Genomic DNA, 21,426 nt, shown 5'->3' with positions numbered 1-21,426 from the left:
GAGATGGCGGCCCGGGCAGAAGGAGGTATTCGAGCGATGCGGTACGAGCGTGACTAGGCGGTCGGCGCGGCGATCGTGGCGGCGCCGAAGAAGCCCACCGCGGCGCCGAGGAAGGCGATCACGAGCAGGATGAGCATCGTGACGATGGGGCTGACCTTCTTCTTGGTCATGAGCCACCAGCACAGGATGGTGAAGCCCAGGGGCAGGAGCTTGGGGTAGATGCCGTCAAGCGTGCCCTGGAGCGTGCCGCCGCCGGGGAGCTGGAGCGACGTGGAGATGGAGACCCAGGTGGCGGCCACGGCGCCGATGACCATGGTGCCCACCATCACGATGGCGTCGCGAAGCGCGGTGGCGTTGGGGCCCACGAGCGCCTCGACCGCGGCGCCTCCGAGGTCGTAGCCGCGGTAGTACGCCAGGCGCATGCCAAAGTAGGCGAGCAGGTTCCACACCACGATGTAGAAGATGGCACCGAGCGGGCTGCCGCCCTCGGAGAGGCCCATGGCAATGCCCAGAAGGATGGGGATGAGCGTGCCCACGATGAGGGAGTCGCCGATGCCGGCGAGCGGGCCCATGAGGCCGGCGCGGATGCCGTTGATGGTCTCGTCGTCGATGGCCTCGCCGTTGGCGCGGGCCTCCTCGAGACCAACCGTGACGCCCACGATCATGGAGCCGATCTGGGGCTCGGTGTTGAAGAAGGCCGAGTACGTGGTGAGCGCGCGCTGCTGGTCCTCCTTCTTGTCATAGAGGTCCTCGACGATGGGGAGCATCGAGACCAGGTAGCCGAAGGTCTGCATGTGCTCCTGCGAGAAGCAGGTGAGGTTGCCGTAGTACCAGTTGTGGAAGGACTTGGAGAGGGCCTTCTTGGAGACCTTCTTTCCTTCCTTGGCGGCGACGGTGTTCTCGGCCATTAGATGTCCTCCTCTTCCTCGTCGTCGGCTGCGGTGAGCTCGCCGGAGGCGGCGGCGACCACGGGACGGTTCTTGAGCGTGGAGATCTGGAAGTTGATGAGCGCGAAGAAGCACGCGATGGCGGAGCAGGCGATGAGGTTGCAGCCCATGACCGCGGCGAGCGTGAAGCCAAAGAAGAAGGTCAGGAAGTCAGTGGGCTTGGCGATGACCTGCTTGAGCAGAATGGCGATACCGACGCAGGGCAGGAGCGAGCCGAGCGCGAACAGCGTCTTCATGGGCAGGCCGTCCATCGGCAGGCTGTTCATGATGAACGTGACCATGTCCTGGCCAAAGTAGACGATCACGAACGTGGGGATGAAGGAGCAGACGATGTGGGAGATCCAGGGAAGGACCATGTCCACGAGGTAGAGCTTGTGGGTGTCGCCCTTCTCGAGCCACTTCCAGCCCATGCCCTGCCAGGCGAGGTTGATGGTGGCGGTGCCGTAGAAGAGGATGGCGCCGAGGGTGCCGCAGGTGGCGCCGAGGGTCGTGGCAAGAGCCGCGGCGTCGGCGCTGTTGGGGTCGAGACCCTGGGCGCGCACCGCCATCATGGCCAGCGGGATGCCGATGTAGCATGCCGCGCGGACGTCCGCGGAAACGGTGCCGCCCGGGGTGACGAGGGCGATGTAGACCACCTGGATGGCCATGCCCACGATGATGCCGAGCGTCATGTCGCCCAGAATGATGCCGACGACGAGGCCGGCCACGAGCGGGCGCCCGAGCGTGTAGTTGCCGATGGACGTGCCGCCGAGGCCGGGCATCGACGCCAGGCAGGCGAACAGGCCGAGCAGCGCCGCCTGGAACACATTGATTACCATACGTACCACCTTTCCGTGAGTGGTGCCCCGTGGGGGTGGTCCCCATGGGGCTCTTGCTTGCCAGACGCGGCGACTCCCGGGTCTGTCGCCGCAGAAGCAACGCAGGGACCTGGCGGGGGCGAGGCCCGCCGTCAGGCGCGGGTCCGGCTCCTAGAAGCCAAACTGGCCGCGGAACTTGTCCCAAGTTCCCGTCTCCTTGTCGGGGATCAGTCGGAAGTCGACGACGTAGCCCTTCTTGGAGATGGCTTCGAGGGCCTCCGCCTCCTCCTGGGTGATGGACTGGTTGTTGCCGATCTTGGTGGTGCCGGGGCGGTCGTTGCAGGGACCGACGATGACGGTCCTGACGTCGTCCGGAACAAAGCCAAACTCCACGAGGATCTCGGCCATGTCGACGGGGTTCTTGGTGATGAGGAAGTAGCGGGTCTTGGAGTCGCGGACGGTCTGTGCCTTCTCCTTGAAGTGCTCCATCGTCCAGACGAAGGTCTTCTTGTCGGGAGCCGCGCTCTTGTAGGCGCTCTTGAGGACGGGGTTTGAGGCCGCGGCGTCGTTCACGGCGATGATGCCGTCGCAGGGGTACTCGAGCGCCCAGCGGGTGACGGTCTGGCCGTGGATCATGCGGTCGTCGATGCGGACAAACGAAACAGCCATGTTCTTCTCCTCTCGTCGGAGTGCTATCCTTCGGCGGGCGCGCCCGCCGTCTGTGCCGTGCGGAGCGGACCTAGAGGTCCTCCTCGTCGTCCTCGCCGGAGCCAAGGTCGAGGGCCATCTCGCTCATGGCAGCCTGGCCCTCCGAGAGCATCGAAGAGCACAGGGCGTCCTCGTCGGCTGCCTGCAGGTCCATCGCTGCCGTGAGCGCCATCGGCAGGCTCGCGCCCCCGAAGGCGCGGGCGCAGGAAAGCAGGCCGCGCGCCGCGAGCGCGTTGAGCGCGTTGGTGAGCGGGGACCCGCCGATGATGTCGCCGAGGACGAGCACGCGGTCGTCGGGGGTGATCGGCGAAATGACGCCCTCGAGCTCGGAGACGTACTCGTCGGCGCCCTCGCCGTCGCGCAGGCTGCAGCTCAAGATGTCCTCGCGCTTTCCCACGAGCATGTCGAGGACGCTGTGCAGGCCGGGCGCAAAGGTTCCGTGACTGACCAGGAGCAGATACCGCATGATGCCTTCCTTCCCGTGGCGCACGCCGCAGCATTGAGGCGCCGCGCCGTCTGAGGTTTTCGCTGAAACTGATTGTCCTTGTTAACTATTAGCGACACAATCAGATGGTTGTCAGCGGTAACTATTCTTCGGTTAACGGTAGCAACTATTCTTTTTGGCAACTATTTCGGGATGCAATAATCAGCGAGAAGCGCTCTCGACCTGCGCCTTTTCTCAGCCGTGGCACCCGAGCGGCCGACCTAGGCGAGAAAAACGGTGCGGCACGCGGATGACGGAGCCGCCGTCGGGCGGACGCGGCCACCGTGGGAGGGCGCGGCTCCTCGGGCGGACACGGCTCCCCTCGTCCGGGCGCGCGATTAACTATTCTCTCGCCTTGCGAAATGCCGCACCGGCGCGCATAGAAGTGCGCGCGGGTTTTGCCCCGGAGTGCTCTCAGCCGCTCGCTTCGCTGGAGGATGCCTAGAAACTCTCTGCCGTTGCAGATTCTTCCGTCTCGCCGCACAGGAATCGTCGCCCGTATGAGCCCCGCGGCCGACATGCTGACGCGTCCGGGGGCCTCCCTCGGCCGCAGCGCCCATACGAGCGGGATTTGCTAAGCGAGAAGAACCCGATCCCCGCAGCGGCGGACCAAACTTAAGCGGTCGGGAGGAGTGCCGCGGCCGAGCGCACCGCGGAGCGCGTACGCGCGGCACTTTCTATGCGCGCCGCCGGCCTCGCGCGCAACGAGCGAGAAAAGCTCTGCACCGGAGCGCCGGCGACCGCCGCGACGCCGGAGCGCCGGCCGCCGCCGCGCCACCTACGCCCAGCGGCCCACGAAGCCGAGCACGCCGTCCCAGTAGCGGCCCGGGTCGGCGAACACCGCGCAGCAGTGCCCGGCGCCGGCGAACGTCATGAGCTCGTGACCCGTGCCCACCGCCGCGAGCTCGCGGGCCATCGAGACCGGCACCACGGCGTCCCCCTCGCCGTGGACAAGAAGCACCGGCACCCGCGTGCGGGCGAGCGCGTCGGCCGGGCGGGCGAGCGCGAGGTCGTAGCCGCCCGGCACGCGGGCGAGGCGCCGGCGCGCCACGTCGAGCATCGGGTGGGCGGGCACCGGCGGCGTCCCGAGCGACCCCGTGCCCACCACGACCTCGGCGACCCTCAGGAAGTCGGAGTACCCGGAGTCCGCGACGCAGGCGCGGACCTGCGGGGGGAGGTCCTTCTCGCCGCAGGCCATGAGACACGACGCCGCCCCCATGGAGATGCCCATGAGCACGACGCTCGCCCCCTCGCCCGCCCGGGCCGCCACCCAGCGCGCCCACGCCACGAGGTCGCGCCGGTCGAGCCACCCGCAGCCGACCCAGTCTCCCCCGCTCGCCCCATGCGCCCGGAGATCGACGAGGAGCAGGTTGAAGCCCGCCTCGCAGAAGCGCCTCGCGTAGGTGAGGCCGGCGCGCCAGTTGTCGTGGTAGCCGTGCGCGAAGACGAGCCAGCGCGCGGAGCCCGGGCAGCACGCGAGCGCGTGCCCGGCGAGGCGCGTCCCGTCGTCCGAGGCCGTCTCGACGTCCTCGAAGCGCACGGGCAGCCCCTGGAGCCAGCGCCAGGTGCGCTCGGCCTCCTCGGCGCGGTCCCACTCCATGACCTGCCCCTCGCGCTCGGAGAGGCCGGGGGACATCTCGCGCACGCGCGCGTCCCCGCCCCCTCCCAGGTACGGGCCCAGCTCCTCGGACCCCAGGTCGCGCTGCGGGCCCAGCACCATGGGCAGGAGCCGGGGCACGAGCGCCGCGGCGCCCAGCCCCCGAGCCGCGCCCAGCAGCGAGGCCAGCACGCTCCTCTTGCTCATGGGTCTCCTCTCGACGACGCCTGTCTGCTGATGGGACCCGGGGCGACGCACCCCCCGGGACGAGGGGCGGTCGCTACAGCGCCGCGAGGAGCGCCTCGCAGCCGGCGAGGACGTCCCGGTAGGTCGCGTCGAAGTCCCCGGTGTACCAGGGGTCCGCCACGTCGCGCCCGATGCCCGCCCAGTCGAGCAGGCGGCTCACCCTGCCGTCAGGGTCCTCCCCGAGGATGCGCTCGACGCCCCGGGCGTTCTCGGCGTCCATGTATATGATGTGGTCCCAGTCCGCGTACTCGTCGCGACGCAGGCGCCGGGCGCGGTGGCCGCCCACGGGGATCCCCTCCCTGCGAAGCTTGGCCACGGTGCCGTGGTGCGGCGGGTTGCCGAGCTCCTCGGAGCTCGTGGCGGCGGAGTCTATCGCGAACTCGCGCTCGCGCCCGGCGCGGCGCACGAGCTCCTCCATCACGAACTGGGCCATGGTCGACCTGCAGATGTTGCCGTGGCAGACGAAGAGTATGCGGGTCATGGTGCCTCCAGACTCGTCCGGCTCGAGAGCGGGCCGTCCCCGGCGATGGTCGGACGGCCGCCGAGCGTCCCTAGCGCCTCGCGTGGCGCCCCGCGTGCCTGCCCCCGCGCGAGGGCGCGCGACGGCCCTGCCGCGGCGTCGACGGAAGGTCGAGCCTCCTGCCGCCGGTGCCGGGCTCCACGCGGTGACGCTGCCCGACGGCCATCTGGTAGCGCGTGCGGGTGCGGCGGCGGCGACGAATCGCAGACGAGACGAGCCCGATGACCACGAACGCGGCCACCGTCGCGGCCACCGCGATCGCCGCGTGCACCGGGTCGGAGAGCCACCACATCACGAACGCGGGGATCGAGAGGCCCATGGCGCGCGCGGCAGCCACGCCGACGGTGCCCAGGGAGCGCCCGTCAAGCGCGACGTCGACCGTCCCGAGCGCCTGGCCCTCCTCGAGCGGGGCCCGAAACGCCCCGGTCTCGGGGTCGGTCCCCTCCCACGAGGGCGTGAGCGTGAGGTCCGCGAGCGTCGTGCCGCGCGGGACCACGCCCTCGACGCCCGACGTCGCCACCGCGTCGACGGACTCGCCGTCGTCGGAGAGCTCGACGTCGGCCGCGCCCACGACGTCGCCCGAGCTCACGACCGCCCCGAGCTGCCACGCGCCGAAGCCCCACTCGAACATCGAGCGCATGTCGTAGAAGTTGTCGGTGACGCCCTCGGCGTCGGCGGAGCCCGACGCGCCCAGGACCACGCCCACGAGGGTCATATCGTCGCTCTCCGCGCTTGCCACGAGGCAGCGGCCGGCGTCGTCGGTGTAGCCCGTCTTGCCGGCGGTGACGACGCCCTCGCCCATGTACACCGGGCTCTCGGGGTCGAGGAGCTGGACCGTGGTCTCGAGCGTGCGCGCGGGGTTGCCGCTCGTCGCGGGAAGGTCCCACGTGGCGGACCCGGCGATCTCGCGGAACTCCGGGTACGCGAGCGCCGCCTCCATGATGGTGGCGAGGTCGCGCGCAGTGGTGTAGTGGTCGTCGTCGGGCAGGCCGCACGGGTTGGCGAAGTGCGTCCCCGCGCAGCCCAGCTCGGACGCCTTGGCGTTCATCATGTCGACGAAGCTCCGCCAGTCCCCGCCCACGTAGCGGGCGAGCACGTAGGAGGCGTCGTTTCCGGAGGGCAGCAGCAGGCAGGCGAGAAGGTCGCGGACGCTCAGCGTCTCCCCCGCCACGAGCCCCGCCACGGAGCTCTCGGGCGTGACCTCGTCGAAGTCGGACTCCTCGACCGTCACCTCGGCGTCGAGGTCGGCGTGCTCGAGCACCACGAGCGCCGTCATGACCTTGGTGGTCGACGCGGGCTCGCGACGCGCGTCGGCGTCCTTCTCGAGCAGGACGGTCCCCGTCGACGGCTCGACGAGCAGAGCGGCGGGCGAGGCGAGCTCGGGGGGCTCCGAGGCGAGGTAGGCGGCCTCGCTTCCCGCGGCCTCGTCGGCGTTGGCGGGCGCGGGGGCGGCGAGCGCCGGGCAGAGCGCCCCGATCGCGAGGGCCAGGGCGAGGGCCAGGCGCGCCCGCGCGGTGTGTTGGGTCTTCATGCGCACCTCTCTCTTGCGTCTAGTGCAGCGCGAACCACGCGATGACCGCCACGCCGAGCGCGATTCGGTACCAGCCGAAGGGCTTGAAGTCGTGACGGCGGACGAAGTCCATGAGGAAGCGGATGACCGCGAGCGAGACCACGAAGGCGACGACACACCCCGTGCCGAGCACGGCGAGCTCCATCGTCGTGGGGACGTTGCCCGCGAGGAGGTACTTCACGAGGCGCAGGCCGCTCGCCCCCACCATCACGGGGATGGCGAGGAAGAAGGTGAACTCGGCCACCACGGTGCGCTTGCAGCCCAGGATGAGGCCGCCGATGATCGTGGAGCCGGAGCGCGAGGTGCCCGGCACGATGGAGAGGACCTGGAACAGGCCGATGCCGATGGCGGTCTTCCAGTCGAGCTCCTCGAGGCTCTGCACGCGCGCGCCGGCGTCGGCGAGCTCGGAGCGCGAGAGCGCGGCGGGCTCCGGCGCGGCGAGGTGCCTCGGCGCCGGTCGCGCGGCGAGCTCCGCGGCCACACGCTCGGCGCGCCGCTCGCGCGCCGTCTCGATGACGATGAACGCCACGCCGTAGACGATGAGCGCGGCAGCGATGACGAAGGGGCTGCCGAGGTTGGCCTCCATCCAGTCGTCGAGCGGGATGCCGATGACGGCGGCGGGGAGGCACGCGACGACGGTCTTGGCCCAGAGCGCCCAGGTATCGCGCCGCTGCCCCCGGTCCTTCTTCCGGGAGAAGGGGTTGAGGCGCCCGAAGAAGATCACGCACACGGCGAGGATGGCGCCGAGCTGGATGACCACGAGGAACATGTTCCAGAACTCCTCGGAGACGTCCATGGTGAGAAACTGGTTGAGCAGCAGCATGTGGCCGGTCGAGGAGATGGGCAGCCACTCCGTGACGCCCTCGACGACGCCGAAGACCGCGGCCTTAGCGAGCTCGATGAGATCCACGTCCTTCTCCCTCCCTCTGGCAAAACCATACCATCATCGCGCGGGAGCCGACTACCCGCATGCGCGGGAGCCTCCTCCCCACCGAAAAACTATGCCGTTTGGCGAGTCGAGCGGCAAGGCCGAGCGACCGCGGGGCATAAGTGAGGCAGTCCGCGAAACACCGCCAACACCTCCGCGGGCACGCGAGAAGGGAGCCACCATGGCCGAAACCGCCACCACCTACCAAGACCTCGGCTACGACAAGATCTTCGTCTCCCTGGACGGGTCCGAGCAGCAGGACAAGGTGCTCGACCGCGCCATCGTCATGGCCGCCAACGACAACGCCGAGCTCTACGTCGGCTATGTCATCGACTCGACCGCGCTCGAGGCGGCCGGCACCTTCCCCGTCGACATCGTGCCCTCCCTCGAGAAGACCTTCCGCGACTCCATAGCCGCCAAGGTCGCCGCCGCCGAGGCGAACCCCTACATCAAGAAGGTCGAGGTCATCGTGCGCTCCGGTCGCATCCGCGAGACCCTGAAGGACGAGATGCTCGACGTCATCGAGCCCGACCTCGTGATCTGCGGCGCGCGCGGGCTCTCGTCGATCAAGTACGCCATCCTCGGCTCCATCTCGACGTTCCTGACGCGCAACACCGAGTGCGACACGCTCATCGTCAAGTAGCCCAACCGTCGGGCCGGGCCCGACGGGCCGCAGCGAACGACCACCTTACGCCCCGCAGCCCCCGAGCTGCGGGGCGCCTTTTGGAACAAGTCATGAAGGAAAGGTGTGCTCCCGCCAGGCCGACTATTATGGAAAGGCTTGAATACTTGCGCAAAATGCCCACGCGTCCAGAGGAGGTCGTGGTTCTTGACGCCCGAGACAACGCAGCGCGCGCGGAGGGCCGCCGGCCTTGCCGCGTGCGCGATTGCAGCAGCCCTCTCGCTCCCGGCCCTCGCGCCGTCGGAGGCGCTGGCGGACCCAGTCGAGGAGCTGCAGAGCGTCCAGCAGAAGATCCAGGAGGGCAACGCCGCCTATGACGAGGCGACCGCCCGCGTGAGCGAGCTCGAGGACCAGATCGCCGAGAACCGCGATCGCATCGAGCAGATCGAGCGCGAGCTGCCCGGGATGCAGGAGCGCGCCACGGACTCCCTGCGCACCCTCTACAAGATGCAGCAGGGATCGGGCAGCCTCGTCGAGCTGCTCCTCTCCGCCGACGACTTCTTCGAGCTCGTGTCCACGGTCCAGTACCTGGACATCATCCAGTCCCGCAACACCGACGCCGTGAGCGAGCTCGTCTCGCTCGCCGACGAGCTCTCTCTCGCGCAGGCGTCGCTCGACGCCCAGGTCGAGGAGGCCCGCGCCGCCCAGCAGGAGGCCGCGGACGCCCTCGCGCAGGCGAACGAGGCCCGCAGCGAGCTCGAGGACCAGATCGCCGCCCAGGCCGCAGCCGAGGCCGCCGAGCGCCAGGCCGCGCTCGAGGCGGCCCAGGAGTCGAGCGGCCAGGACGACACCTTCACCACCGAGTCGGGCGGGGAGGCACCCGTGGAGATCCCGGAGAGCCCCGACCCCGGCGAGGTCGACTGGGGCGCCGACAAGCAGGCCTTCGTCTCCGAGTGGTCGTCCCGCATCGACGCCTACCTCGCGGGCTCCCCGCTCGCCGGTCAGGGCGCGACGTTCGCGGAAGCCGCGTGGGAGTACGGGGTCGACCCGCGCTTCTCGCCCGCCATCTCCATGGTCGAGAGCTCCCAGGGCCGCAACTGCTTCCTGCCCCACAACGCCTGGGGCTGGGGCAGCTCGAGCTGGGACAGCTGGGAGGAGGCCATCTGGGACCACGTGGCCGGCCTCGCGTCCGGCTACGGCGGGCAGCTCACCTACGCCGCCGCGAAGAAGTACTGCCCGCCCAACGCCGACCACTGGTACGCGAGCGTCCTCGCCAACATGGAGCGCATCTAGGGCGAGGCCCGACGCGCGGGACGACCCCGACGGCGGGCGTGGCGACCCTACGCCGTCAGGTACACCATCACGATGATGAGGACAAAGCCCACGATCTCCGCGGGCGAGAAGGGCGTGCCCAGCCACACGACCGTGGCGATGGTCGCCGTGACCGGCTCGATCGTCCCGAGCAGGCTCGCGCGCATCGAGCCGGCGTCGTGCACGCCCTGGAGGTAGAGCGCGTAGGCGCCGAAGGTCCCCACCACCACGCATGCCGCGAGGACCGCCACCGCGGTGAGGTCGAGCGCGGGCATGTGCTCCCAGGGCCGCCAGACCGCGGCGAGGATGACCCCCGAGAAGAGGAACGCCAGGCCGTTGACCGTGAAGTTGCCCCAGCGCGCCATGGGCCCCGCCGGCAGGATGGAGAGGCACGCGGCCGCGGCGGCGCAGGCGAGCCCCCACCCGAGCCCCTCGGCGGGCAGGTTGAGCTGACCGGGGTTGCCCCCCGTCGCCACGAGGTAGGTCCCCACGAGCGCCAGGCCCACGCCCGCGAGCTCGCGCCTGCGCGGGCGCCGGCGCATCCTGACGCAGACGTAGCCGAGCACGATCACCATGCCCAGGCTCTGCATGATCGTCGCCGTGGCGGAGTTGGTCCAGTCGATCGCCTCGAGGTAGGCCACCTGCGAGAACAGGATGGCGCCCAGGCTCACCCCCAGGATGGCGAGGAGGTCGCGCGGGCTTCTCCACACCCCGCGCAGCTGCTCGCGCCCGCGCGCCGTCACCGCCGCCGCGGCGAGGAAGAGCCAGCACGCCGTGAGCTCGCGCAGGCACACGAGCCAGAGCGGGTCGATGGCGTAGGCGTCCATGAGCCACTTGGAGACCGTGCCGTTGAGCCCCCAGAACGTGCCTCCCACGAGGGTGGCGACGATGCCGCGCCGCACGCGGCGCCGGCGGTCAAGATCGCGCTCGCCCCGCTGGCTGCCCTCGCTCGGCTGGATGCTGTCGGCCACGTGTTCCTCCCCCACTCCGGATTTGCCCGCGATAGCCTACCACCTCTCGTGCAAAGGGGACAGGCACTTTTGCACGCGTTCGAACGTGCAAAAGTGCCTGTCCCCTTTGCACGGTCCCCTGTGCGCGCCGGCGACGGGGTACACTGTCACAGAAAACGCCACCAAGGAGGACCCATGACCCAGCAGAACCGCTTCGCCCAGACCGACCCCGCGCTCGCCGCCGGCACCCGCCACGCCGGCTTCACCGTCACGCGCGCGGAGGTCGTTCCGGAGCTCAGCGGGTGCGCCTACCTCATGCGCCACGACGCCACCGGCGCCCGTGCCCTGTGGCTCGCCTGCGCCGACACCAACCGCTCCTTCGCCATCAGCTTCAGGACCCCTCCCGCCGACGACACCGGGGTCTTCCACATCCTCGAGCACTCGGTGCTGTGCGGCTCGGACGCCTACCCCGTGAAGGAGCCCTTCGTCAACCTGCTCAAGACCAGCATGCAGACGTTCCTCAACGCCATGACCTTCCCCGACAAGACCATGTACCCCGTCGCGTCAACCAACGTCGCCGACCTCGAGAACCTCATGGGCGTCTACCTCGACGCGGTCCTCCACCCCGCGATCTACGCCCGCCCGCGCATCTTCGAGCAGGAGGGATGGCACCTCGAGGTCGATGACGACGGCGCGCTCTCCTACAACGGCGTGGTCTTCAACGAGATGAAGGGCGCGCTCTCCGACCCCGAGGACGTGCTCTACCAGGAGCTCAGCCGCGCGCTCTTCCCCGACACCGCCTACGGGCACGAGTCCGGCGGCAACCCGCGCGCCATCCCCACCCTCACCTACGAGGCGTTCCTCGACGCCCACGCGCGCCACTACGCCCTGTCCAACAGCTACACCGTGCTCTACGGGGACCTCGACATCGACCGCGAGCTCGCCTTCGTCGACGAGCGCTTCCGCGCCGCGACCGACCGCGGCGCCGGCGCGCCCAACCCGCTCCTCCTCCAGGCCCCGGTGCGCCCCGCGCGCCGCGTGGTCACCATGGCGACGGCGCCCAGCAACTCGACCATCGGCCTCTCCTACGTACTGGGCACCGCGGGCGACCGCACGAGGGTGCTCGCCGTCGACGTCCTTCTCGACGCGCTCTGCGGATCCAACGAGGCCCCGCTCAAGCGCCGCGTCCTCGACGCGGGCCTCGCCGACGACTTCAGCGCCATGCTCGCGGACGGCGTGGCGCAGCCCCAGGCCATGTTCGTCCTGCGCGGCCTCGCCGAGGGAGCCGGGGAGAGGTTCCGCGGGCTCGTTGAGGACACCTGCGCGGAGCTCGCCGAGTCCGGCATCCCGCGCGACAAGCTCGAGGCGTCGCTCGCCCAGGCCGAGTTCAACCTGCGCGAGGGCGACTTCGGCGGCTACCCCGACGGCGTGGCGCTCTCGATCGCCGCGATGTCGAGCTGGCTCTACGACGATGACCGGCCCCTCGACTACCTGCGCTACGAGGACGCGCTCACCGAGCTCAAGGCCGGTCTCGAGGGCGACTACTTCGAGCGCCTGCTGCGCGAGCTCGTCTGCGAGAGCGAGCACTGCGCCGAGGTCGAGATCGTGCCCGTGGAGGGGGGCGACGCCGCCGAGGAGGGCGCCGAGCTCTCGCGCCTTCGCGCGACCATGGGCGAGAAGGACCTCGAGGCCGTCCGGGCCGAGGTCGCCGCGCTGCGCGCCGAGCAGGAGGCGCCGGACGCGCCGGAGGCACTCGCCACGCTGCCGCGCCTCTCCGTGGCCGACGTCGAGCCGCCCGCGCCGGAGGCGGCGCCCGAGGACGTCGAGGCCCCCCTGCCCTGCATCGCCCACGAGCTCGACACCCATGGCATCGCCTACGTCTACCACTACTTCGACCTGCGCGGCCTCGACTTCTCCGACCTGCCGTGGGTCGGCGTCCTCACCGACCTGCTCGGCAAGCTCGACACCGAGCGCCACTCGGCCTCCGACCTCGACACGGCCGTCGAGGCGAGCCTCGGCGGGCTCGACTTCTTCACCGAGACCTACTCCCGCGACGACGACCCCACCTACGCCGCCCCCGCGCTCGTGGTGGGCGCCTCCTCCCTCAGCGAGAAGGTCGGCGCGCTCGCCGAGCTGCCCTCCGAGGTGTGGGGCACCACGCGCTTCGACGACCTCGGCCGCGTGCGCGACATTCTCACGCAGCGTCGGGTCGCCCTCGAGCAGTACTTCGTGAGCTCGGGCCACACCGCGGCCGCCGCGCGTGCCAACGCGTACTTCTCATCCGCCGCGGTGGCGTCGAGCGCCATGGCCGGGCTCGAGTACTACCTCTTCCTGCGCGAGCTGCTCGACTCCTGGGAGCTGCGCAGCCCAGATCTTCCCGCTCGGCTCTCTGAGCTCGCCGCGCGCGTCTTCGTCGCCGACGGCGTCACCGTGAGCTTCACCGGCTCCGCAGACGACCGCGCGCGCTTCTGGGAGGCCGGCGGAACGCTCGGGCTCGGCGCGGGCGGGGACGCGGCGAGGCGGCTCGCGGTCCCCTCCCCCGCTCCGCGCAACGAAGCCTTCCTCATCCCCTCCGACGTGAGCTACGTGGTCTGCGGCAGCGGGCGCAGCGCACTCGACCGGGGGACCATCGGCTGCTGGCAGGTTGCCACGAGGGCCCTCTCCTACGACTACCTCTGGAACGAGGTGCGCGTGAAGGGCGGCGCCTACGGCTGCGGCTTCAGGCGCACGAGCGAGGGTCTGCGCGCGTTCTGGAGCTTCCGGGACCCGAACATCGACGCGACGCTCGAGCGCTACGACGGGGCGGCGGGCTGGCTCGCCTCCTGGGACGGCACGGGCGAGGAGCTCGAGGGCTACGTCGTCGCCACCGTCGCCTCCCACGACGCGCCGGTGAAGCCCCGCCAGCTCGCGCGTCGCCAGGACGTCGCCCGCTTCGGCGGCAAGCGGCCCGGCTGGCGCGACGCCGTCCGCGCAGAGGAGCTCGCGGTCACGGCCGACGATCTGCGCGCGCTCGCGGCGACGCTGGCGGACGAGTCCGCGCCCACCGGCATCTGCGTCTTCGGCGGCCGGGAGGCCGTCGAGGCGAGCGGCGTCCCCTTCGACGCCGTCACCGAGCTCGTCCGATGACGCGCCCGATGGGAAGGGGGACCCCCTTTTCATCGCTTCTCGTGACGGTCGGGCTCATCGCTGCCGCCACGGCGGCGGGTGCGTGCCTGAGCGCCGCGGGGCTGCAGCAGGCGACCGTCGTCGTGACCTACGTGCTCTCCGTCATCGGCGTCGCGCTCCTGACCCCGGGCGGATCGTGGTGCATCGCGGCGGCGGCGCTGTCGGTCCTCGCGTTCAACTTCTTCTTCGCGGCGCCCACGCTCTCGCTCGAGGCGCTCGACCCCGCCATGCCGGGAACGTTTGCCGTGATGTTCGTCGTCGCGCTCGTCGCGGGCCGCCTCGCCGCGCGCCTGCGCGCCGAGGCCCGCGAGGCGCAGGACGCCCGCGCCCGCTCGCAGGCGCTGCTCGCCCTCAGGGGCGAGCTCCAGGACTGCGCCGACGTCGACGCCGTGATCGGCGTCATGGCACGATGCACCGCGCGCACGCTGCGGCGCTCGATGGCGTGGTACCCCGTCGCCGACGGCGCCGCGGCCCTCGGGCCGCAGCGCGCCTACCCCCTCGAGCCGGGCGGGACCGTCGTCGACGAGCGACAGGTCGCCCTGCTCGCCCTCGCGAACCGCGCCCCGGCGGGCGCGACGACCGCCTCCCTCGGGGCGGCATCGGGCCTCTACCTCCCCTTCGGCAGCGATCGACGTCCGCTCGGCGTGATTGCGCTCGCCCCCGCGTCCGACCTCGCTCCCGAGGACGTCGACCTGTGGCGATCCGCCTGCGGCGTCTCGGCCCTCGCCGCCGAGCGCCTGCTCGCCCTCGAGGAGCGCGAGCGCGCCGCCGTCCGCGCGCGCGACGAGCGCACCCGCGCTGACCTCCTCCGCTCGATCTCCCACGACCTCCGCACGCCGCTCACCTCCATCATCGGCAACGCCGACGTCCTGCTCGAGGCCTCCGACGCCCTCGACGGGGCGCGCCGGCGCGCCCTGCTCGAGTCGGTCCGCGACGACGCGTCGTGGCTCCGCGCCACGGTGGAGAACCTCCTCACGGTCACGCGCCTCGAGGAGGGCGGCGTCCGGCCGCAGGCGGACGCGGAGCTCGTGGACGACCTCGTGGAGGAGGCCCTGCGACACGCCGCGCGCGACGACGCCCACGAGGTGCGCTTCGAGGCTCCGGACGAACCGCTGCTCGTGCGCGCGGACCCCGCGCTCGTCGTCCAGGCGCTCGTGAACCTCGTCAACAACGCCGTCTCGCACACGCCCGCGGGCTGCCGCGTCACGGTCTCGGCGGAGCGCGCGGGCGAGGTCGTGGAGCTGCGCGTGGCGGACGACGGCCCTGGGATTCCGGACGCCGAGAAGGACCTCGTCTTCGACCCCTTCCGCACCGCGGGCGCCACCCTGCCCGACGGGACGCGCAGCGTCGGGCTGGGGCTCACCGTCTGCCGGGCGGTCGCGCGGGCCCACGGCGGCACCATCTCCGTGCGCGACCGCGCCCCGCACGGCTCCGTCTTCTCCCTCACCCTTCCCGCCGAGGAGGTACCCAATGTCTGAGCCAGCCGCCGACGCCCCGCTCGTCCTCGTCGTCGAGGACGACCCTGCCATCGCGAACCTCGTCGGCACCGCGCTCGAGTCGCGCGGCCTGCGGCACGCGCTCGCCGGGACCGCCCGTCGGGCCATTGCCGACGCCGCGGAGCTCGCGCCGCGCGTCATCCTGCTCGACCTGGGGCTGCCCGACATGGACGGCATCGAGGTCGTCCGCCGCGTGCGCACCTGGTCGAGCGACCTGTCCATCATCGTGGTCTCCGCCCGCTCCGACGACGCCGACAAGATCGACGCGCTCGACGCCGGCGCCGACGACTACCTCGTGAAGCCCTTCTCGGTGGGCGAGCTCCTCGCGCGCGTGCGGGTGGCGCTGCGGCGCGCGAGCCGCGAGCCCGCCCGCCCCGAGTCGCCCACCTTCGCGAACGGCGGGCTCACGATCGACTACGCGGCCGGGATCGCGCGCGTGCGCGGGGAGGAGCTCCACCTCACCCCCATGGAGTACCGGCTGCTCGTCCTTCTCTCCAGAAACACTGACAAGGTCCTCACCCACCAGTACCTCCTCGAGCACGCGTGGGGCGAGGGCCAGGTGGGGGACCTCGCGTCGCTGCGCGTCATCATGGCCTCCCTGCGCAAGAAGATCGGCCCCGAGCTCGTCCAGACCCACGTGGGCGTGGGCTATCGCATGGTTCGGGTGGAGTAGCTGCCGGGTCCCGCTTCGCAAGCTGCCGACCTGCGGCGTTAATGCCGCCTTTATGCCGAGACGCCCCCTCTTAACAGGGTCTTTATGCTCGGCACGTGGCGTTTTGACCACCCGCTGGCACCCCGCGCCCACACGCCCCTCCCTGGCCTACCCTTTGCCGCGTACGCACAGCCACACGAGAAGGGAGGGCCGAGATGAGCGAAGCGACAGCCTCCGTGGCCGTGCAGAGGCTCACGGCGGACAGGGTCTTCTCGGCACTCGAGACCTCGCCGGCCGGACTCACGCAGTCGGAGGCGGAGGCCCGTCAGGCCCGGCAGGGCAAGAACCTCATCCAAACGGAGAAGAGGAGGTCGCCGGTTCTGGCGTTTCTCTCCAACTTCACCCACCTCATGGCATGCCTCCTGTGGGCCGCCGGCGCCATTGCCTTTGTGGCGGGGCTGCCTGAGCTGGGCGTGGCGGTCTGGCTCGTGAACGTCATCAACGGCTGCTTCAGCTTCTGGCAGGAGTACCGCGCGGGCAAGGCCACGGACGCGCTCAAGAAGATGCTCCCCTCCTACGCAAGCGTCATCCGCGACGGCCAGGAGCAGAAGATCCTGGCCGAGGACCTCGTGCCCGGGGACGTCATGCTGCTCGCCGAGGGGGACAAGATCTCCGCGGACGCGCGCGTGGTGCGCGCCAACGACCTCCAGGTCAACCAGTCCACGCTCACCGGGGAGTCCAACCCCGTGCGCAAGACGGCCGACGCGGTGCTGGAGGAGGACCTCACGCAGGCCGAGACGCCCAACCTCCTCTTTGCCGGGACCTCGGTCTCGGAGGGAACCGGCCGCGCGGTGGTCACGCGCATAGGCATGGACACGGAGTTTGGCAAGATCGCGCACCTCACGCAGAACATGGAGGAGGCCGAGAGCCCGCTCCAGCAGCAGCTCAACCGCACCACCAGGCAGATCACGGTCTTTGCCGCCTGCATGGGCGTGGGCTTCTTCCTCCTGGACCAGCTCTTCGTGGGGAGCGAGTTCGCGGCCGCCTTCATCTTCTCCCTGGGCATGGTGGTCGCGTTCATCCCCGAGGGGCTCCTGCCCACGGTGACGCTCTCGCTTGCCATGGCCGTGCAGCGCATGAGCAAGAGAAACGCCCTCGTGAAGAAGCTCAACTCGGTGGAGACACTGGGGTCCACCTCGGTCATCTGCACGGACAAGACAGGCACCCTCACCCAGAACGAGATGACGGTGAACCACCTCTGGACGGTGGGCTCGGAGTACGAGGTCACGGGCGTGGGCTACGCCCCCGAGGGCGAGGTGCGCGCGGCAGGTCATCGCATCCAGGCCATCTATGACGACGACCTGCGCCTGCTCGTCTCCGGCGGGGCGCTGTGCTCCAACGCCCGCCTCATCGCGCCCGAGGAGGAGGGAGGGCGCTACACGGTGCTGGGCGACCCCACCGAGGCGTGCCTGCTCGTCTCCGCCCAGAAGGCCGGGCTCGACCCCGCGGAGCTGGAGGCGTCCTGCCCCCGCGTGCGCGAGCTGCCCTTCGAGAGCCGCCGCAAGCGCATGACGACGATCCACCAGCTCTCCGAGCCTCTCGAGGGCGCACGCCGCGTGGCCTTCGTGAAGGGAGCGCCCAGTGAGATCGTGCGCCTCTCCACCCGCTGCCGCGCCTACGAGAAGACCGTGGAGATGACAGACGAGCTGCACGAGAGGATTCGCGCGGCAAACGACGCCTACGCCGCCGACGGCCTGCGCGTCCTTGCCGTGGCCTACCGGCCGCTCCGCACCGACGACGAGAGCGTGCCGCGCGCCATGAGCGCCTACACGCCCGAGAACATAGAGCGCGACCTCGTCTTCGTTGGTCTCGAGGTCATGCAGGACCCGCCGCGTCCTGAGGTGGCGGCAGCCGTCGAGCAGTGCCGGCGGGCGGGCATCCGCGTCATCATGATCACCGGGGACTACGGCCTCACCGCCGTCTCCATTGCGCGCAGGATCGGCATCGTGCGCGGAGAGCACCCGCGGGTGGTGTCGGGAGTAGAGCTGGAGCGCATGAGCGACGCAGAGCTCCGCGAGATTCTCGGAGGCGAGGTGGTCTTCTCGCGCATGGCTCCCGAGCAGAAGCTGCGCGTGGTGGAGAACCTCCAGCAGATGGGAGAGATCGTTGCAGTCACGGGCGACGGCGTAAACGACTCCCCCGCGCTCAAGAAGGCCGACATAGGCGTGGCCATGGGCGTCACGGGCACGGACGTGGCCAAGGAGGCCGCCGACATGGTGCTCACGGACGACAACTTCGCCTCCATCGTCCACGCCATCGAGGAGGGGCGTGCCGTCTACGCCAACATTCGCAAGTTCATGCTCTACATCTTGAACTCCAACATGCCCGAGGCGGTGCCCTCGGCCGTCTACCTGCTCTCGGGCGGCGCCGTGCCGCTGCCGCTCACCACGATGCAGATCCTCACCATCGACCTCGGCACGGACATGCTGCCGGCGCTCGGCCTGGGCTGCGAGGCCCCGGAGGCCGACGTCATGGACCGCCCGCCGCGCGACCCGAAGGAGCCCCTGCTCACGGCAAAGCTCATGCGCAAGGCGTTTCTCGGCTACGGGCTCATGGGCGCCGTCGTCTCCATGGCCGCCTACGTCTTCGCTCAGGTCGAGGCCGGGTGGCTGCCGGGCCTGCCGATGTTCGGCGTGGGCACGGACGCCGACCCGGTCTACGTGCGCGCCACCACGATGTGCCTCGCGGCGATCGTGTTTGCCCAGATCGGCCAGGTCCTCAACTGCCGCACCGAGACCGCCTCGGTCTTCTCTCGAGGGCTCCTCTCCAACCGCCACATCAACGTGGGCATCGTCTTCGAGGTCTGCCTTATCGTGTTCATAACGCTCTTCCCGCCGTTCCAGCAGGTCTTCCACACCAGCCCGCTCGGGCTCTTTGACTACGTCTTCCTCTGCTGCCTGCCGCCGCTCGTGCTTGCGGTGGAGGAGGGTCGCAAGGCCGTGTTCCGTCTTGTCAGGAGGCGCCGCGCCAATCGTGCGGGCGCCGAGGAGAGGTAGGTTGCCATGAACGTCATCATCGTGGGCGCGGGCCACATGGGCCGCGGGCTCGCCAGGAGGCTGAGCCGTCAGGGGCACGACGTCACCGTCATAGACCGCGACGCCGAGGAGCTCGAGGAGCTGGGGGAGGACTTCGCCGGCAGGCACGTCGTGGGCGTGGGGTTTGACCGCGAGGTCCTCTCCGCCGCGGGCGTTGAGCGAGCGAGCGCCGTCGTTGCCTGCACGTCCTCGGACGAGGCGAACATCGTCATCGCCCGCGTGGCCCGCGGAACCTATCGCGTGCCCCGCGTCATCGCGCGGCTCTATGACATAAGCAAGGCGGAGGCGTACCGGCGCCTGGGCATACAGACCATCTCCACCACGGACTGGGGCATCCGCCATGCCTGCGAGCTGCTCACCTACCAGGAGATGGACACGGTGCTGGAGATCGGCTCGGGCGACGTGCAGCTCGTGCGCAGCGACGTCCCGGCCCTTCTGGAGGGGCGCCCCGTGCGCGAGCTCACGGCCCTGGGCGAGGTGGAGGTCGTGGCGGTCTCGCGCAACAACGAGACCTTCATCCCCACGCTCGGGACCGTCCTCGAGCACGGGGACGTCATCTATGCCGCCGTGGCGTCGAGCGCCTCGGCGAAGTTCCGCTACATGATCGGCACGAGCGCGTAGGAGGGCACCATGGACATCATTATCGTGGGCGGCGGCAAGACCGGGACCTACCTCGCCACGCTCCTCACCGAGGACGGCTACCGCATCCGCATCATCGAGTCCCGCAAGGACCACGTCGCGCGCCTGCGCGAGCAGTTCGGCGAGAAGGACGTCATCCTCGGGAACGGCGCCGACCCGCTCGCCCTGGAGCGCGCGGGCATCCTCCACGCGGACGTGGTGGTGGCCGCCACGGGCTCCGACGAGGTCAATCTCGTGGTCTCCACCCTCGCCAAGATGGAGTACAGCGTGGGCCGCGTGGTGGCACGCGTGAACAACCCGGCAAACGCCTGGATGTTCAACGAGGGCATGGGCGTGGACGTGAGCATCAACCAGGCCGAGCTTCTCGCCCGCTCCGTGCAGGAAGGGCTCGACCTGCGCGACGTGTTCACGATCTTGCGCCTGGGCAAGGACGGCCACGCCGTCGTGCGCGTGGAGGTGCGCCCCGGCTCGCGCGTCATCGGCGAGGCCCTGCGCAACGTGGAGCTCCCGGGCACCACGATTCTCGTGGCCATAGAGCGCCAGGACGGCATCGTGGTCCCCAAGGGGGACACGCGCTTCGAGGCGGGGGACAAAATCATCGCGTTCACGGACGAGCAGGGACGCACCCGGCTTCACCGCGCGTTCGCGTGAGGTGCGTCGCGGGGCGAAGCGCGGGCATGCCTTGCGAAACCGTAAGGTGGGCGCAACCTTGTGCGATGGCTCCCCGGGGGCGCCGGCGGGACAATGGTCCCGTCACGCACGCCGCCGCGAAGGGAGACCATGATGATCCAGCAGCTCTACGTGCTTCTCGCCGCCCTGGGAACCCTGCTCCTCCTGGCCCCCATCGCGCTCTGGCCGGTCCTCGAGGAGGAGCTGACGCGCGGGGAGTAGCGCGGACCGATGACGCCCGCAGCCGGCTCACGACGCGCGCAGCCCAACCCCTGAACGCACAATCTCGAAATTGTGCGGACACGAGCGCGCACTGGGCCGATTTCTTGACCGCGAGAAGAACCTCCAACAGGCACTTTGTCCCCCGTCCGACCCGCGCGGCCGCACAATTCCGAAATTGTGCGGCCGCGCGGAGTCATGCGGGGTGCCGCCCCTAGACCAGCAGGTCCTCGAGGGCGAGCTTGGGTACGTGGTGCGTGCCGTCGGCGTCTCGCCAGTAGGAGAGGCCGTGCTCGGTGTCCGGTCCCTCGAGGACCACGCGCTCCCCGCGCCCGCCCACTGCCAGCACGAGCGCGGGGACGAGGCCCTCGGGCAGCGCGAGCTCCGGGGCGAGGCCCGCGTCGAAGCTGCGTATCATGCAGCACCCGAGGCCGCGCGCGCACGCGGCGAGTGCCATCGTCTGCGCCGCAATCCCCACGTCGATGAGGCGGATGGGATTGTCCGCGAGCTCGCTCGGCAGGCAGATCACCACGTAGCCGTGCGGACGCTCCCCCGGCTCCGGTCCGTCCCAGTCACGGTAGAGCGCGGCCCAGCGCAGGTGGCCGAAGACCGCGTCGCACTCGTCCTTCTCGCCCACCACGCGGAAGCGCAGCAGCTGCATGTTGTTGCCGCACGGCGCCAGGCGGGCGGCGTCCACGAGCGCCGAGAGCACCGTCTCCCCCACCCTCTGGTCGCTGAAGCGCCGATAGGTGCGCGACGACGCCACCAGGTCCTGGAACTGCATGCCGTTCATGTGAGCGCTCCCTCCGTC

The 21,426-nt window shown here is 70.4% G+C and carries 18 protein-coding genes; 8 read left to right on the top strand and 10 right to left on the bottom strand.

Annotated elements, in window-relative coordinates:
* Nucleotides 1-53 precede the first annotated feature (53 nt).
* The 8 genes from BQ7106_RS09895 to BQ7106_RS09860 all read right to left on the bottom strand — a co-directional run bounded on the left by BQ7106_RS09895 (nucleotide 54) and on the right by BQ7106_RS09860 (nucleotide 7,779).
* Entirely contained in the window at nucleotides 54-908 is an 855-nt protein-coding gene (locus tag BQ7106_RS09895; RefSeq protein ID WP_072374979.1) for a PTS system mannose/fructose/sorbose family transporter subunit IID, read from the bottom strand.
* Nucleotides 908-1,765 carry a PTS mannose/fructose/sorbose/N-acetylgalactosamine transporter subunit IIC gene (locus tag BQ7106_RS09890; protein WP_072374976.1) on the bottom strand — a complete coding sequence of 286 codons (858 nt, stop codon included), beginning with the start codon at nucleotides 1,763-1,765 and terminating at the stop codon, nucleotides 908-910. The genes BQ7106_RS09895 and BQ7106_RS09890 overlap by 1 nt, the downstream gene beginning before the upstream one ends.
* Nucleotides 1,766-1,915: 150 nt before the next feature.
* Nucleotides 1,916-2,413 (bottom strand): PTS sugar transporter subunit IIB, encoded by a 498-nt coding sequence (locus BQ7106_RS09885; protein WP_072374973.1) that lies wholly within the window; start codon nucleotides 2,411-2,413, stop codon nucleotides 1,916-1,918.
* A 70-nt stretch (nucleotides 2,414-2,483) separates the two neighbouring features.
* The gene (locus BQ7106_RS09880; RefSeq protein WP_072374970.1) at nucleotides 2,484-2,918 is read right to left on the bottom strand and encodes a PTS sugar transporter subunit IIA; all 435 of its coding nucleotides are present in this window, start codon (nucleotides 2,916-2,918) and stop codon (nucleotides 2,484-2,486) included.
* Between the two features lie 796 nt (nucleotides 2,919-3,714).
* Nucleotides 3,715-4,740, bottom strand: a complete 1,026-nt coding sequence (locus tag BQ7106_RS09875) for an alpha/beta hydrolase (protein ID WP_072374966.1) — start codon at nucleotides 4,738-4,740, stop codon at nucleotides 3,715-3,717.
* Between the two features lie 73 nt (nucleotides 4,741-4,813).
* On the bottom strand, nucleotides 4,814-5,260 hold the full coding sequence (locus tag BQ7106_RS09870; protein WP_072374963.1) for a low molecular weight protein-tyrosine-phosphatase: 447 nt from the start codon (nucleotides 5,258-5,260) through the stop codon (nucleotides 4,814-4,816).
* Nucleotides 5,261-5,330: 70 nt separating this feature from the next.
* Nucleotides 5,331-6,830: a D-alanyl-D-alanine carboxypeptidase family protein gene (locus tag BQ7106_RS09865; RefSeq protein ID WP_072374960.1), complete on the bottom strand. Its 1,500-nt coding sequence runs from the start codon at nucleotides 6,828-6,830 to the stop codon at nucleotides 5,331-5,333.
* Between the two features lie 19 nt (nucleotides 6,831-6,849).
* Nucleotides 6,850-7,779, bottom strand: coding sequence for an undecaprenyl-diphosphate phosphatase (locus BQ7106_RS09860; protein ID WP_072374957.1), 930 nt, complete (start codon nucleotides 7,777-7,779; stop codon nucleotides 6,850-6,852).
* A 199-nt stretch (nucleotides 7,780-7,978) separates the two neighbouring features.
* Here BQ7106_RS09860 and BQ7106_RS09855 point away from each other — a divergent pair, with 199 nt between their 5' ends.
* The gene (locus tag BQ7106_RS09855) at nucleotides 7,979-8,440 is read left to right on the top strand and encodes a universal stress protein (protein ID WP_072374955.1); all 462 of its coding nucleotides are present in this window, start codon (nucleotides 7,979-7,981) and stop codon (nucleotides 8,438-8,440) included.
* 186 nt (nucleotides 8,441-8,626) lie between these two features.
* A complete protein-coding gene (locus tag BQ7106_RS09850) occupies nucleotides 8,627-9,712 on the top strand; it encodes a coiled-coil domain-containing protein (protein WP_072374952.1) in 1,086 nt (361 codons plus the stop codon).
* Nucleotides 9,713-9,759: 47 nt separating this feature from the next.
* Here BQ7106_RS09850 and BQ7106_RS09845 read toward each other — a convergent pair whose 3' ends face one another.
* The gene (locus tag BQ7106_RS09845) at nucleotides 9,760-10,701 is read right to left on the bottom strand and encodes a DMT family transporter (RefSeq protein WP_240307480.1); all 942 of its coding nucleotides are present in this window, start codon (nucleotides 10,699-10,701) and stop codon (nucleotides 9,760-9,762) included.
* 174 nt (nucleotides 10,702-10,875) lie between these two features.
* Between BQ7106_RS09845 and BQ7106_RS09840 the strand changes: the two genes are divergently transcribed.
* The 6 genes from BQ7106_RS09840 (at nucleotide 10,876) to BQ7106_RS09815 (ending at nucleotide 20,378) form a co-directional block, all read left to right on the top strand.
* Entirely contained in the window at nucleotides 10,876-13,806 is a 2,931-nt protein-coding gene (locus tag BQ7106_RS09840) for an insulinase family protein (protein ID WP_072374945.1), read from the top strand.
* 8 nt (nucleotides 13,807-13,814) lie between these two features.
* On the top strand, nucleotides 13,815-15,323 hold the full coding sequence (locus BQ7106_RS09835) for an ATP-binding protein (RefSeq protein WP_159431285.1): 1,509 nt from the start codon (nucleotides 13,815-13,817) through the stop codon (nucleotides 15,321-15,323).
* Complete coding sequence (locus BQ7106_RS09830; protein WP_072374938.1) at nucleotides 15,316-16,014, top strand: response regulator; 699 nt, start codon at nucleotides 15,316-15,318, stop codon at nucleotides 16,012-16,014. The genes BQ7106_RS09835 and BQ7106_RS09830 overlap by 8 nt, the downstream gene beginning before the upstream one ends.
* Nucleotides 16,015-16,208: 194 nt before the next feature.
* The gene (locus tag BQ7106_RS09825) at nucleotides 16,209-19,049 is read left to right on the top strand and encodes a cation-translocating P-type ATPase (protein WP_072374933.1); all 2,841 of its coding nucleotides are present in this window, start codon (nucleotides 16,209-16,211) and stop codon (nucleotides 19,047-19,049) included.
* A 6-nt stretch (nucleotides 19,050-19,055) separates the two neighbouring features.
* Nucleotides 19,056-19,709 carry a potassium channel family protein gene (locus tag BQ7106_RS09820; protein WP_072374930.1) on the top strand — a complete coding sequence of 218 codons (654 nt, stop codon included), beginning with the start codon at nucleotides 19,056-19,058 and terminating at the stop codon, nucleotides 19,707-19,709.
* Between the two features lie 9 nt (nucleotides 19,710-19,718).
* Nucleotides 19,719-20,378: a potassium channel family protein gene (locus BQ7106_RS09815; RefSeq protein ID WP_072374927.1), complete on the top strand. Its 660-nt coding sequence runs from the start codon at nucleotides 19,719-19,721 to the stop codon at nucleotides 20,376-20,378.
* 451 nt (nucleotides 20,379-20,829) lie between these two features.
* Here BQ7106_RS09815 and BQ7106_RS09810 read toward each other — a convergent pair whose 3' ends face one another.
* Nucleotides 20,830-21,408, bottom strand: a complete 579-nt coding sequence (locus tag BQ7106_RS09810) for a nitroreductase family protein (protein WP_205407695.1) — start codon at nucleotides 21,406-21,408, stop codon at nucleotides 20,830-20,832.
* Between the last annotated feature and the right edge of the window lie 18 nt (nucleotides 21,409-21,426).

The organism is Thermophilibacter mediterraneus (genome assembly GCF_900119385.1).
Classification (GTDB): Bacteria; Actinomycetota; Coriobacteriia; order Coriobacteriales; family Atopobiaceae; genus Thermophilibacter; species Thermophilibacter mediterraneus.
The sequence above is the reverse complement of the archived record's forward strand: the minus strand, read 5'-3'. Positions and strand labels throughout refer to the sequence as shown.

Excerpts from the sequence above, each read along its gene's own strand:
- BQ7106_RS09885 (WP_072374973.1), bottom strand. The coding sequence starts at position 2,413 with ATGGCTGTTTCGTTTGTCCGCATCGACGACCGCATGATCCACGGCCAG.
- BQ7106_RS09815 (WP_072374927.1), top strand. The coding sequence starts at position 19,719 with ATGGACATCATTATCGTGGGCGGCGGCAAGACCGGGACCTACCTCGCC.
- BQ7106_RS09855 (WP_072374955.1), top strand. The coding sequence starts at position 7,979 with ATGGCCGAAACCGCCACCACCTACCAAGACCTCGGCTACGACAAGATC.
- BQ7106_RS09880 (WP_072374970.1), bottom strand. The coding sequence starts at position 2,918 with ATGCGGTATCTGCTCCTGGTCAGTCACGGAACCTTTGCGCCCGGCCTG.
- BQ7106_RS09890 (WP_072374976.1), bottom strand. The coding sequence starts at position 1,765 with ATGGTAATCAATGTGTTCCAGGCGGCGCTGCTCGGCCTGTTCGCCTGC.
- BQ7106_RS09825 (WP_072374933.1), top strand. The coding sequence starts at position 16,209 with ATGAGCGAAGCGACAGCCTCCGTGGCCGTGCAGAGGCTCACGGCGGAC.
- BQ7106_RS09870 (WP_072374963.1), bottom strand. The coding sequence starts at position 5,260 with ATGACCCGCATACTCTTCGTCTGCCACGGCAACATCTGCAGGTCGACC.
- BQ7106_RS09840 (WP_072374945.1), top strand. The coding sequence starts at position 10,876 with ATGACCCAGCAGAACCGCTTCGCCCAGACCGACCCCGCGCTCGCCGCC.
- BQ7106_RS09835 (WP_159431285.1), top strand. The coding sequence starts at position 13,815 with ATGGGAAGGGGGACCCCCTTTTCATCGCTTCTCGTGACGGTCGGGCTC.
- BQ7106_RS09820 (WP_072374930.1), top strand. The coding sequence starts at position 19,056 with ATGAACGTCATCATCGTGGGCGCGGGCCACATGGGCCGCGGGCTCGCC.
- BQ7106_RS09875 (WP_072374966.1), bottom strand. The coding sequence starts at position 4,740 with ATGAGCAAGAGGAGCGTGCTGGCCTCGCTGCTGGGCGCGGCTCGGGGG.
- BQ7106_RS09895 (WP_072374979.1), bottom strand. The coding sequence starts at position 908 with ATGGCCGAGAACACCGTCGCCGCCAAGGAAGGAAAGAAGGTCTCCAAG.
- BQ7106_RS09830 (WP_072374938.1), top strand. The coding sequence starts at position 15,316 with ATGTCTGAGCCAGCCGCCGACGCCCCGCTCGTCCTCGTCGTCGAGGAC.
- BQ7106_RS09865 (WP_072374960.1), bottom strand. The coding sequence starts at position 6,830 with ATGAAGACCCAACACACCGCGCGGGCGCGCCTGGCCCTCGCCCTGGCC.
- BQ7106_RS09810 (WP_205407695.1), bottom strand. The coding sequence starts at position 21,408 with ATGAACGGCATGCAGTTCCAGGACCTGGTGGCGTCGTCGCGCACCTAT.